The organism is Bacillus safensis, from assembly GCF_039619585.1.
Taxonomy (GTDB): Bacteria; Bacillota; Bacilli; order Bacillales; family Bacillaceae; genus Bacillus; species Bacillus safensis.
The window spans coordinates 1,986,807-1,999,246 of the sequence record NZ_CP154909.1 but is presented as its reverse complement, the minus strand read 5'-3'; the positions used below and the strand labels follow the sequence as shown (position 1 = coordinate 1,999,246).

Here is a 12,440-nt window from a genome sequence, read left to right as displayed (position 1 = left end):
AAAAGAACATTCATTGAAGTAGCCTTGAAACGTACATACATATTTTATTGATTGGGGGAACAAACGCATGAGTCTTGAAGCAACTGAGAAAGCGTTTTATCAATTACTAGGGAAAATCGCCCATTATACAGAGGCGCTCCATTTACTTTACTGGGACTCTAGAACACAAGCACCTAAAAAAAGTGCGGATTTTAGAGCTGAAACGATCGGTCAATTATCAAGTGATATTTTTAATATGAAGACTTCTGACGAAATGAGAGATCTTCTTCACGCATTAAACAAACACCGAGATGAGCTGTCAAAAGATACACAGAAGGCGCTCGAATTATCACAAAAAGAGTATGATGAAAACAGTAAAATTCCGAAAGAAGAATTTAAAGAATACTCGATTTTACAATCAAAAGCGGAGCATGTTTGGGTAGAAGCAAGGGAGAAATCAGACTTTTCACTCTTTGCACCATACTTAAAACAGCTTATTGACTTTAACAAGCGTTTCATCCAATATTGGGGCGTGAAAAAAACGCCTTATGATGTGCTGCTCAATAACTATGAGCCAGATATGACGGTTGAACAGCTTGATCAAAAGTTTGGTGCACTTCGTGACGCTATTGTTCCTCTTGTGAAAAAAATCGAAGCCTCACCTAATAAGCCGGATACTTCATTTTTATCGAAAAGCTTCCCAATCGATAAACAAAAGGAATTGAGTCTCTTTTTCTTAAAAGAATTAGGATATGACTTTGACGCAGGCCGCCTGGATACAACAGTTCATCCATTTGCTGTAACGTTAAGCAGAGGCGATGTACGTGTTACGACCCGTTATGATGAGCATGATTTTCGAATGGCGATCTTTGGAACGATTCATGAATGTGGTCATGCGATCTATGAGCAAAACATTGATGAAGCACTGAGCGGAACACTTTTATGTGATGGGACTTCGATGGGAATCCATGAATCACAGTCTCTTTTCTTTGAGAACTTTATCGGCAGACACGAAGATTTCTGGAAAACGTATTATCAAAAGCTGCAAGAAGCTTCTCCTGAGCAATTTAAAGATGTTTCTTTAGAAGACTTTGTGCATGCAGTGAATGAATCGAAGCCGACTTACATTCGAATTGAAGCCGATGAACTGACGTATCCGCTTCACATTATCATCCGCTATGAAATTGAGAAAGCGATTTTCAATGAAGAAGTAGCAGTTGAAGATCTGCCTGCACTTTGGAATGAAAAATATCAAGCGTATCTTGGCATTACGCCTCCTAATGATGCACTCGGTATCTTGCAGGATGTTCACTGGTCTGATGGAAGCTTTGGCTATTTCCCTTCATATGCTCTTGGTTATATGTATGCAGCGCAATTAAAGCAGCAAATGATCAAAGATTTACCAAATTTTGATGAGCTTATTCAAAATGGGTCTTTTGCACCGATAAAAGAATGGCTGACGGAACATGTTCACCAGCATGGAAAACGGAAAAAGCCATCTGAAATCATTCAAGATGCAACAGGCGAAGAATTAAATGTTCAATATTTAATCGACTACTTAACAGATAAATATACAAAACTGTATTTATCATAAAAGAAGGGCACCCTTTCATGAGAGGGGTGCTTTTTTGATGCTTGAATATTCTAAAAACGAACATTTTGTTCTGATCTATTATTTAAGTTCGGTATTTTTCTAGAAAAGTGCTTTCCAAGCGTCTGAAATCTTGTTATAATTTGAACACTATAACACTCATATAATCGCGTGATGATGGCACGCAAGTTTCTACCGGACACCGATAAGGTCCGACTATGAGTGAGCAAAATGAAACAGCTCTTGTTTGAGCTGAAGATCCGTTGATCGTTTTCGCATTGCTTGCTCCTCATGGACAGCAATGCTTTTTTTATGCCAAAAATTGAATGTTTGCCAATTATGCTAGGGGGAAGAATGATGGAATTGTTACGTCAAAAAATTGAGAACGAAGGAATCGTTCTGTCAAATCAAGTGTTAAAAGTAGATGCTTTTTTAAATCACCAAATTGATCCTGTGTTAATGCATGAGATCGGGCAAGAGTTTGCTAGATTATTTAAGCACGATGGCATTACAAAAATCATCACAATCGAATCTTCTGGCATCGCACCTGCTGTGATGGCTGGGCTTGCTCTTCAAGTACCTGTTGTGTTTGCAAGAAAACGGCAATCACTCACATTAACGGATAACCTGTTAACAGCCAGTGTGTACTCTTTTACGAAAAAAGTAGAAAGCACGATTGCTGTCTCAAATACGCATCTTAGTGAAAATGATTGTGTGTTAATCATCGATGACTTTTTAGCGAATGGTGAAGCTGCGAAAGGACTTGCTGCAATTGCAAAGCAGGCGAAGGCAAAAGTAGCCGGATTTGGCATTGTCATCGAAAAATCATTCCAGCCTGGAAGAAATGCGCTTGTGCAAATGGGCTACCGCGTTGAGTCCCTCGCACGTATTGAATCACTTGAGGAAGGGAAAGTCACGTTTGTACGGGAGGTACAATCATGAGTACCGCTAAAAAAGTCAAAACGCTCTCACTGGGTATTCAGCATGTGCTGGCGATGTATGCCGGTGCTGTTCTTGTGCCGCTCATTGTTGGAGATGCGCTCGGGCTCACGCCTGCACAGCTGACTTACTTAATCTCGGCGGATATTTTCATGTGCGGGGCTGCTACATTGCTTCAAGTATGGAAAAACCGCTTCTTTGGGATCGGTCTGCCTGTTGTATTAGGCTGTACATTTACTGCGGTTTCGCCTATGATTGCGATTGGCTCTAAGTATGGGATTTCGTCTATCTATGGAAGTATTATCGCTTCAGGATGTATTATCATTCTTCTTTCATTTTTCTTTGGAAAGCTTGTGAAATTTTTCCCGCCCGTTGTCACAGGTTCTGTCGTCACCATTATTGGTATCACCCTCATTCCTGTAGCAATGAACAATATGGCAGGAGGAGAAGGAAGTGCAGACTATGGTTCTTTTGAAAATCTAGGACTCGCTTTCCTTGTACTGTTTATCATTGTACTGCTTTATCGATTCACGAAAGGATTTATGAAGGCGATCGCCATTTTAATCGGTATTCTTCTTGGGACAGCAGTTGCTGCGTTTATGGGGAAAGTGGAAACAGCTGAGGTGGCAAACGCTCAGGTTTTCCGCATGATTGAGCCATTTTATTTTGGCATGCCGACCTTTGAATTTGCACCGATCATGACCATGACGTTAGTTGCGATTGTGTCATTAGTTGAATCAACAGGCGTTTATTTCGCACTAGGTGATTTAACAAACCGGCCATTAAAAGAGAAGGATTTGGCTAAAGGCTATCGGGCAGAGGGGATTGCTGTGTTATTAGGCGGAATCTTTAATGCTTTTCCATACACAGCCTACTCGCAAAACGTTGGATTGATCCAGTTAACAGGAGTCAAGAAAAACCAAGTCATTGTCGTCACAGGGGCATTGCTCATGTTATTTGGTCTTTTTCCTAAGATCGCTGCCTTTACGACGATTATTCCAAAGTCAGTCCTTGGCGGTGCAATGGTTGCCATGTTTGGCATGGTCATTGCATACGGTATTAAAATGCTCTCGCGCGTGGACTTTTCAAAGCAGGAGAACTTGCTGATCGTCGCTTGCTCCGTGGGAATCGGCTTAGGAGTTACTGTCGTACCGCAAATGTTTGAGCATCTGCCAGATTCGATTAAATTATTAACAAGTAACGGCATTGTGGCCGGAAGCTTTACCGCTATTTTGCTTCATATTATTTATCACATGATTCCTTTTAAAAAAGAAGCCGGGCATGACCTGGTAGAAGAACCTAAGCAATCTGTTATGTAAACCCCTCTCTTGGAGAGGCGGTTCAGATTATGGACAAAGAGCTAAAATGACCTTTTATTTTAGCTCTTTGTCTTCTTTTTAGCTTGATAAAAAACTTTTGAAGTCCTAGGATCCTAGGAAGGAGCGTGTGAGGGTTTGTCTACAAGCTGAAAGCCCGCATCTTTTGGATACGGGCTTTTTGTGATTAGCACTATTCATGTTGTACCGGCGGCATTGTTTCGTTAATGACTGCAAATGTATAGCCCCTTGCTTTTAGCTGTATAATCAGGCTATCTAAATAGTTTGTGGTAGAGGGTTGATCATGCATTAATATAACTTTTGGTTCCCATGGTTTATTTTTCTCAAACATTTGCAATTGATTCAATACCTCTGGAACATATTGTGCGTTTTTATATCTCCAGTCAAGACTATCAATCGTCCAGTCCCAGTAAATAAAGCCATTTTGGTTTAAACGTACTTTTTGATGATATGTTAAATTTGGAACACTGCCAAAGGGGGTTCTTACAAGACGGCTGTAGACGCCTGTAACAGAGGCAAGAATACGCTGAGCTTCTCTCATTTCATTTGCTGGAGACTCGCTGTTCTGATAAAAGAGGTTTATATCATGCGTCATGCCATGAAGACCTAATTGATGTCCTTCTTGATAAAGTCTTTTCACAGCTGATTGGTGTGCTTGGATTTGCGGTCCAAGCATGAAGAACGTCGCCTTCACGTGATGTGCTTTTAATACATTTAACAGCTGATTTGATGTAGCAGAAGGACCATCATCAAATGTTAAAAAGACTGTTTTATTCGTTGCCTGTTGGTTTGGATTGGTCTTAAAATGTGTATCCAATGTTCTTATAGACTGATCTTTTGCTTTCAGACTGATGCTTGTGTCACGGAAGTCACTGCTGGCAGCATTTTTTGCTTGCCCATTGGTCGCCTGCAAATGGGGTTTAGACATATCCCAGATAAAAAAGAGAAACAGTGTAAGAAGCACTAAACCAATTACCTTTGAGAGAAGTATCGTGTTGTAGGGTGTCTTTTTTTTGGAAACCTTTTTCATTACAATCACTCCAGTCAATTAAATTTTGAGCCGAACCATGTTGTAGATTCTTTCTTTTTTCACTGTTTTTCCTGGTACTCATATTGATTAAATATATAGTGGAAAAAATCCTTTTTATATAGAAAATTCAAATGAATTAGAAATTTATGGTTGTTACTTTGTGTTGATCAGCAAAAAAAGGTGATCCATTCATGTTTAAATAAAATCATTCTGAATAATGATCGAAACGTTAATATTTATAAGCTAAGATAGCAGCAGATTTGACCATTAATTCGAAGCGAAAGGGAGATTCCGTATGAAAGTGTTGTATAAGTAAAGGGGGGGTGTCTACGTTCTGAACACTTCTCTTTTAGAGGTGTTTTTTTGCATAAAAAAAGCAGGTTCGCTTGGCTTAGAACGAACCTGTGAAGGAGGAAAACTACATCATGTTTTCACCTATATTATCCAATATTTATCAATTGTCGTCAAGACAAAAAGTTAGCCGGAGGAAAATATTTTGACTGAATTGTGACGTTTTGGCATGTATATCCTTTTTTCGATAGGGGATATTAATCGAAAAAAGAGGTGAAGCCGATGGCGTACATTCTTTCTGTTGGAACGAGTCTGCCAAAACATCATGTGGATCAGAAAAAGGCGGCTGATTTTGCTAGATCCCAATTTAAACGATCGTTTAAAGATATCGACCGGCTGCTGAGAGCTTTTCAAAACGGAGAAATCGAGAGCAGACAGTTTGTGCAGCCAATTGAATGGTATCAGACGCACCACTCTTTTGAGGAGAAAAACAATCTCTATTTGGAAAAAGCATTGGCTCATGCAAAAGAAGCGGTCATACACTGTCTTCATGAGAAGGCGTTCCTGAAAAAACCGATTCCGTTTGAAGAGATTGATGCATTGTTTTTTATTTCAAGCACCGGACTTTCGACACCAAGTCTTGATGCAAAACTGATGAACGTTCTTCCTTTTTCGCCTTATACGAAACGAGTGCCGATCTGGGGGTTAGGGTGCGGGGGCGGAGCGGCAGGGTTGTCCCGGGCTTACGAATACATAAGGGCATTTCCAGAAGCAAAGGTGCTGGTTGTCGCCTGTGAACTGTGCAGTTTAACCTTTCAGCCGCAAGATCAATCAAAAAGCAATTTAATCGGTACATCTTTGTTCGGAGACGGGACAGCAGCGGTACTCTTAACTGGAGAAAAAGGTGTATCTGAATACGCCGATCTAAAAACAGTCCCTAAAGTGATTGGTACACAATCCGTCACAATGAAAGAGTCTGAGGATGTGATGGGCTGGGAATTTACAAGTGAGGGCTTTCGCGTTATTTTCTCCCGTGACATTCCTTCCATTATTTCCGGCTGGTTAAAAGAGCAGGTCGATCAATTTTTAGAGCAGCAAGGGTATTCAGCAGAAGATCTATCAGTTTTTCTTGCCCATCCTGGAGGAAAAAAAGTGATTGACGCCTATATTGAAAGTCTATCCTTACAAGAGGATCAACTTTTTTCATCAAAAGAAGTACTTAAACAACACGGAAATATGTCCTCTGCCACAGTTTTGTATGTGATCAAACATTATCTTGAACATCAATCCGCTGAAGCGGGAGATATGGGTCTTTGCGGAGCGCTTGGTCCGGGCTTTTCCTCAGAGCTGCTGCTCATGAAATGGGAGGAGGTCTAATCATGATCATTTGGCTCGTCATTGGTTTCTTCGTTTGTCAGCGGCTTATTGAAATGCTTGTGGCTAAAAGAAATGAAAAGAAAGTAAAAGCGATCGGTGCCATTGAATTTGGTGCAAGTCATTATCCTTATATGGTCGCTATGCATGCGGGCTTTTTTCTCTCACTCATGGTTGAGGTATGGGGATTAAACAAGACGCCGTCACGCTATTTTCTTGTGCTGCTCATTGTACTGCTGGCCACACAGGTGATTCGATACTGGGCATTATATTCTCTTGGGACGTATTGGAATACAAAGATTTTAGTTGTACCAAATGCGATGATGGTGAAAAAAGGACCTTATCGCTGGTTAAAGCATCCTAACTATGTAGTGGTGGCAATTGAGCTTATGCTGATCCCGCTATTGTTTAATGCCTATTTTACCGCCATTTTGTTCACATGTTTAAATGCATGGATGATGGCCGTGAGAATTCAAACAGAAGAGAAAGCGCTCAATCAGTATTTGTTAAATTAATATTGAAAATCATTATCAATTGTGATACACTTTCATTAATGATAAGCATTCTCAATCACGAAGGATGGACGGTGATCACATGACAATGGTTTTCTTACTCGGTACGGTCTGTGTATACAGCCTATTAATTGGCTTCGTATTAAAAGGTGTTTCTAAAAAATCTGCTTCCTGATCCCAGTCAATTGCGACTGATCGGGAAGCAGATTTTTTTTATTTCCTCAGATCAGAAGAAAAATCTCTTCATTTTGTGTAAAATGGTATCACATACATAACTGACTTTTCTAAAAACAAAGGGGTTTATCGTCATGGAAGACTTGTCTATTCGAGATTCGCTCGTTCAAACTACAGGTGCTTTATATCAAAGCCTTCTTAAAAGGGATGATCATGAACGCGCAGCCAAACTTGCATCAATTATCAAAAAGGAAGCAGAAGAAGAAGTGTATATCGCATTTACCGGCCACTATTCAGCTGGAAAGTCATCTCTTGTGAATCATCTGCTTCATGATCACATCCTGCCAACGAGTCCAATTCCAACAAGTGCCAACTTGGTCGTCGTGAGGAAAGGGGAGAGTGAAGTAAAGCTTCACACCTCAGATGGCCGTTTTGCAAAAATGAGCGGTTCTTATGATAAAGAAGCAGTTCAGCGTTTTTGTAAGGATGGAGAACAGATTGAAATGGTGGAAATTAGCGGGGACTATAGAGGACTGGAAGAAAAGGTGGCAGTGATTGATACACCCGGAATTGATTCAACGGATCATGCTCACTTTTTATCTGCTGCGTCTATTCTTCATCAAGCAGATGCTCTTTTTTATGTCGTTCATTACAACCATGTTCATTCTGAGGAAAACATTCGTTTCATTCGCTCCATTAAAGAGAAAGTGCCAAATCTTTATTTCATCGTCAATCAAGTCGATCGACATGATGAGCATGAGACAGCGTTTGAAGACTACAAAAATCAAGTAGTTGATATGCTTCAAAAAGAAGGCATTGAAGAAGAACATCTATACTTTACATCTGTAACCGATGAGTCGCATCCAAGAAACGAAATGATTCGTTTAATCGAGAAACTGCAAGAATTACAAACATTGCCGAAAGCATCGCTTCGCGCCTATACCGAGCAGAAAATAGAGCATGTTTTAAAAGAACATATTGACTCATTAAAAGAAGAGCTGCAGGAAGAGGATCTGGATTTACAGCTTCAAGAAAAAAGAAAAGAAGTGAAGGAACTTGAAGCGAGAAGCAGCTTCATTGAAAATGGAGCAAAACAGTTAGAAGATGAAGTGTCTTCTGAAGTCGAGAACATTTTAAAAAATGCAAATCTAACCCCATTTAAAATGAGGGAGCTCGCAAGTGATTATATTGAATCGAAAGCACCTGGCTTTAAGGTAGGTCTGCTGTTCGCTAAAAATAAAACCGAGCAGGAAAAAGAAAAGCGGGCGAACGAGTTCTTAGCAGATGTCAAAGCAAGAATGAAAGCAGAAGTAGACTGGCATATTGCTGAGCTGCTCAAAAAAGAAGTCAAGAAACATCAGCTTGGTGAAGAGCTATTAAATCAAGTGATGGCATTTGAAACACCTGTAGAAGAATCACTGCTTGAAAACGTGATCCATCACGGTGCGACATTTTCAAATGAATACGTTTTGCAATATGCAAAAGATGCGGGTGAAGCACTGAAAAGACAGACGAAACAGAAAGCAATACCATTGATTGAACAAATGACCGAGATGCTGAAAACCCAGCTCATGAATGAAGAGGGAAAGCACCAAGAAAAATGGGTCCAGGCAGCACAGGAGCTCCAAGCGCTGGAGCAATGCATGGAAAAAAATGATCACATCAGAAAAGATATTGAGCATGTATGGGATATATGGCAAAACGGAACAAATGAGCAGATCGAAGAAGATTGGTTTTATGTGAAAAAACACCGGATGCAGCATGACGAGCTAAATCAGAATCAAACATCAACTCATACCGAAGAAAGCGAAAAAGAAAATCAGCAGCAGACAGAGCTTGATCAAATGCGACAATCACAGCATATCCCGACAGCGCAGTCGATTGACCAGTTTGAGCAGCTTTCTCAAATTTTAATGCCATTAAACGCGCTTGGGTCTCAAAGAAAGTCCTTTGAAAAACGAACAAAGCGGCTGCAAGCGAAGGAATTTACACTCGCCTTATTCGGTGCTTTTAGTTCGGGGAAATCTTCGTTTGCCAATGCCCTTGTTGGGAGAAAGGTGCTGCCATCATCTCCTACACCAACGACGGCCACGATCAATAAGCTGACGCGGCCGACAGAAGACCATCCGCATGAAAGTGTGAAAGTAGTGTTCAAAACCGAGCAGGAAATATTAGAGGAGCTCGATCAAATTCTCGGTTATTCTATAACAGAAGAAAAGGGAGATACGTTTCAAGCGAAACTCGAGCGGACGCTGAAAAAAAGAGTGCTTGAACAGGATCACCGCATCATTGTTGACCATTTTTTAAACGCTCATGAAACGTTCCGTGATTCGATTCAAAAACAAACGCCGCTCAATGTCACCCTGCAAGAATTAAAGCCATATGTGGCTGAAGAGGCTGTTTCTTGTGTGGTGAAGGAAGTGACGGTCTATTTAAGTACACCTTTAACAGATAAAGGACTGACGATTGTTGATACACCAGGCGCCAGCAGTATGAATAAACGTCACACAGAGATTGCCTTTCAATATATGAAGGATGCTGATGCCCTTCTTTATTTAACTTACTACCAGCATTCTTTCTCAAAAGCAGACCGGTCATTTTTACGTAAACTCGGGCTTGTAAAAGATTCATTTAGCATGGATAAAATGTTTTTTATTATCAATGCAGCTGACCTCGCAAAGGATCAAGCAGAGCTTGAAACCGTCTTTGACTATGTGAAAAATGAGCTCACAAAAGAAGGCATCCGGCATCCAAACCTTCATCACGTATCGAGTAAGGAAGAGATCGAAGGAAAGGGACAGTCGCCTTATAACCAGTATGCACAGCTTAGAACACAGCTCGACTATTTTATTGAGGAAGAATTAACGAAAGATGCGATTGAGCTTCTGTATTTTGAAGCTAGTACATTATGTAGAACAGTTGACAAGCTGCATGAGACGCTGCATCAGTCGGAAGATGAAAAGCAAGCAGAAAAGAAAAAGATAAACACATCCTATGAAGCGATCGTTGATCAAATGAGCTATATTAAACGATCTAAGTTAGTAACAGAAAGTGTGAAAAAGGACTTGCACGAACAGCTTTACCACATTGTTCAGCGCTTGTCACTTTATGCTAATGATCTGTTAAAGACAGCCTTTTATCCTGGAATATCTCAAGGGGACTTCAGACAGGAGTTGAAAAAAGCGCTTGAACAGGCGCTAAAGGATTATGAATTTGAATTTGTACAGGAGATAAAAGCGCTTGATATTCGAATGGAATCGTTTATCACTCAATATTTCAAAGAGGAGTGGGAGAAAGGATTACAGGCTGCGTGTGCAGAAGATCCTTACTTTTCTCTCCGGCTGTCGCCGCCAGATGAGAAAAATGCCGAGCTGAAACAAATTGAAGTGGAAGCGGACCTGACGCCGTTTGAGCCGCTCTTAAAGAAGCAAAAATCAGCGAAATCTTTCTTTGAACAGAACGGGAAGGCAGCGTTTATAGAAGCGATTCGAGATGTTCTTTTCCAGTTAACGACGAAATGGGCAGATAAAGAAAAAGAAGAACTACAGAGCAGATACGATATGATGGTGAAGACCTTTACTAAAAGATATGAAACAGAAGCGCTCAAGCAGCTGAGTGAACAAAAACAAACATTTATCATGAGCTTAACGACAGATGCGAAAGAGCAGGCGATGATAGAACAAGTATACAAGCAAACAAATGAATGGAAGAACCAGTTGAAAACCATTTGATTCATGATAGACTAAATAAAAAAGAAAGCAGTTGATAAAAAATGACGAGCGTACACGAAGAAATTTCCGCACATTCACAAAAACAGAATGCTCATATCAAATCGTTTCTTGCGCTTGAGCAGAAAAGAGAGCAGGCAATAGAGACTGCTGTTTTCAAGTGTGAGCAAAACGAGCTATTTACAACTGACGAGATCAATGAAATTACTTCGAAGATGAATGAGCTTGCACGAGGCGGAATTGTTCCGCTGCGTAAGCATGTCACGATTGATATGGTCAGGGAGTATGTAGAACGAAAACAGAAGTAAAGAGTAACTTTCTCTTTTTTGGTCATCTTAACAAGTGAACCGAGAAAGGGGAATGATGATGGAAAAAAAACAGCATGCAAAAAAGCAGGATGAGCGTCACCCTAAACAAAAAGAGATGCCGTCCTACGCAGAAGCAGAATCGAAAAAAATGCAATATGGTCAAAAGTAATCCCCAGGTGCCACTTCTTTTCCAAAAGAAGAAGGCGCCTTTTTTATGTCGAATTCTATGTTCTATGATAGAATAGGAGTATTGTTTTGAAAAAGGGAGTTTATAAGAATGAATAAACACGTATTGCTTGTTGATGGCATGGCGCTTCTATTCAGATCGTTTTATGCAACGGCTGTCCATCGAAATTTTATGATAAATGATCACGGTGTCCCGACGAATGGAGTAAATGGCTATTTGAAGCATTTATTAACCGCTGTTCAAACATTTGAGCCAACCCATATTGTTTGCTGCTGGGATATGGGAAGCCAAACATACCGAAATGAATTGTTTCAAGATTATAAAGCAAATCGAGGAGAGGCACCTGTCGAGCTTATTCCGCAATTCGATTTAGCAAAGGAAGCGACAGAAGAACTAGGAATTGTAAACGTTGGTATAAAGGGCTTTGAGGCAGATGATTGTATCGGCACGCTGGCGGCAGTCTATCAGAATGAAGCACGTGTGACTGTCCTAACTGGGGACAGAGATTTGCTGCAAATATTGAATGAACAAGTGACGGTTGCTCTAATGCAAAAAGGAATCGGGAACTATAAACATTATACTAAAGCTTTATTTGAAGAGGAAATGGGCATCTCTCCAAAGGCGCTGATCGATATGAAAGCACTTATGGGGGATTCAAGTGATAATTACCCAGGCGTCAAAGGAATCGGAGAAAAAACAGCATTAAAATTTATTCAAACATATCAAACCATTGACGGATTATTAGAAAATGTTCATGAACTAACGGCTGCCCAGCAAAAGAAAATGCAAGCAGGATTAGAAGATTTGAAGCTTTCCCGTTTATTGGCAGAGATCAAATGTGATGTCCCGCTGAGCTGTCCAATTGATGAGACGAAGGTGAACATCAATCAAGAACGGGCTGCTGCCATGCTGCGATACCATCAAATCAAAGGAATTGAACCGATGGTGAATCGTTTAAGTAAAATAGAGATCAGCTAAGCTGATCCCTAA

Annotated in this window: 10 protein-coding genes and 1 riboswitch; of the genes, 9 read left to right on the top strand and 1 reads right to left on the bottom strand. The window is 40.4% G+C overall.

Going from position 1 to position 12,440, the window contains the following annotated elements:
* Positions 1–67: 67 nt before the first annotated feature.
* The 3 genes from AAYR28_RS10090 to pbuX all read left to right on the top strand — a co-directional run bounded on the left by AAYR28_RS10090 (position 68) and on the right by pbuX (position 3,828).
* Positions 68–1,573 (top strand): carboxypeptidase M32, encoded by a 1,506-nt coding sequence (locus AAYR28_RS10090; RefSeq protein ID WP_024428121.1) that lies wholly within the window; start codon positions 68–70, stop codon positions 1,571–1,573.
* Between the two features lie 136 nt (positions 1,574–1,709).
* A riboswitch (purine riboswitch) is annotated at positions 1,710–1,809 on the top strand.
* Positions 1,810–1,927: 118 nt separating this feature from the next.
* Positions 1,928–2,512, top strand: a complete 585-nt coding sequence (xpt, locus tag AAYR28_RS10085; protein WP_024422759.1) for a xanthine phosphoribosyltransferase — start codon at positions 1,928–1,930, stop codon at positions 2,510–2,512.
* A complete protein-coding gene (gene pbuX, locus AAYR28_RS10080; RefSeq protein WP_120208126.1) occupies positions 2,509–3,828 on the top strand; it encodes a xanthine permease PbuX in 1,320 nt (439 codons plus the stop codon). The genes xpt and pbuX overlap by 4 nt, the downstream gene beginning before the upstream one ends.
* A gap of 190 nt (positions 3,829–4,018) precedes the next feature.
* Here pbuX and AAYR28_RS10075 read toward each other — a convergent pair whose 3' ends face one another.
* On the bottom strand, positions 4,019–4,876 hold the full coding sequence (locus tag AAYR28_RS10075) for a polysaccharide deacetylase family protein (protein WP_120208124.1): 858 nt from the start codon (positions 4,874–4,876) through the stop codon (positions 4,019–4,021).
* Between the two features lie 573 nt (positions 4,877–5,449).
* On the opposite strand from AAYR28_RS10075, the gene AAYR28_RS10070 reads away from it, so the two are divergent.
* The 6 genes from AAYR28_RS10070 to AAYR28_RS10045 all read left to right on the top strand — a co-directional run bounded on the left by AAYR28_RS10070 (position 5,450) and on the right by AAYR28_RS10045 (position 12,428).
* A complete protein-coding gene (locus tag AAYR28_RS10070; RefSeq protein ID WP_061109270.1) occupies positions 5,450–6,544 on the top strand; it encodes a type III polyketide synthase in 1,095 nt (364 codons plus the stop codon).
* A 2-nt stretch (positions 6,545–6,546) separates the two neighbouring features.
* Entirely contained in the window at positions 6,547–7,056 is a 510-nt protein-coding gene (locus AAYR28_RS10065; protein WP_061109269.1) for an isoprenylcysteine carboxyl methyltransferase family protein, read from the top strand.
* A gap of 64 nt (positions 7,057–7,120) precedes the next feature.
* Complete coding sequence (fbpC, locus tag AAYR28_RS10060) at positions 7,121–7,228, top strand: Fur-regulated basic protein FbpC (protein ID WP_306299200.1); 108 nt, start codon at positions 7,121–7,123, stop codon at positions 7,226–7,228.
* A gap of 133 nt (positions 7,229–7,361) precedes the next feature.
* Positions 7,362–10,958 (top strand): dynamin family protein, encoded by a 3,597-nt coding sequence (locus tag AAYR28_RS10055; protein ID WP_120208122.1) that lies wholly within the window; start codon positions 7,362–7,364, stop codon positions 10,956–10,958.
* A gap of 41 nt (positions 10,959–10,999) precedes the next feature.
* On the top strand, positions 11,000–11,263 hold the full coding sequence (locus AAYR28_RS10050) for a YpbS family protein (protein WP_120208120.1): 264 nt from the start codon (positions 11,000–11,002) through the stop codon (positions 11,261–11,263).
* A 277-nt stretch (positions 11,264–11,540) separates the two neighbouring features.
* Entirely contained in the window at positions 11,541–12,428 is an 888-nt protein-coding gene (locus AAYR28_RS10045) for a 5'-3' exonuclease (RefSeq protein WP_024428128.1), read from the top strand.
* Positions 12,429–12,440 lie beyond the last annotated feature (12 nt).

What these genes read in the sequence shown, in the direction of transcription:
- AAYR28_RS10090 (WP_024428121.1), top strand. Translation starts at nt 68, where the DNA reads ATGAGTCTTGAAGCAACTGAGAAAGCGTTTTATCAATTACTAGGGAAA.
- xpt (WP_024422759.1), top strand. Translation starts at nt 1,928, where the DNA reads ATGGAATTGTTACGTCAAAAAATTGAGAACGAAGGAATCGTTCTGTCA.
- pbuX (WP_120208126.1), top strand. Translation starts at nt 2,509, where the DNA reads ATGAGTACCGCTAAAAAAGTCAAAACGCTCTCACTGGGTATTCAGCAT.
- AAYR28_RS10075 (WP_120208124.1), bottom strand. Translation starts at nt 4,876, where the DNA reads ATGAAAAAGGTTTCCAAAAAAAAGACACCCTACAACACGATACTTCTC.
- AAYR28_RS10070 (WP_061109270.1), top strand. Translation starts at nt 5,450, where the DNA reads ATGGCGTACATTCTTTCTGTTGGAACGAGTCTGCCAAAACATCATGTG.
- AAYR28_RS10065 (WP_061109269.1), top strand. Translation starts at nt 6,547, where the DNA reads ATGATCATTTGGCTCGTCATTGGTTTCTTCGTTTGTCAGCGGCTTATT.
- fbpC (WP_306299200.1), top strand. Translation starts at nt 7,121, where the DNA reads ATGGACGGTGATCACATGACAATGGTTTTCTTACTCGGTACGGTCTGT.
- AAYR28_RS10055 (WP_120208122.1), top strand. Translation starts at nt 7,362, where the DNA reads ATGGAAGACTTGTCTATTCGAGATTCGCTCGTTCAAACTACAGGTGCT.
- AAYR28_RS10050 (WP_120208120.1), top strand. Translation starts at nt 11,000, where the DNA reads ATGACGAGCGTACACGAAGAAATTTCCGCACATTCACAAAAACAGAAT.
- AAYR28_RS10045 (WP_024428128.1), top strand. Translation starts at nt 11,541, where the DNA reads ATGAATAAACACGTATTGCTTGTTGATGGCATGGCGCTTCTATTCAGA.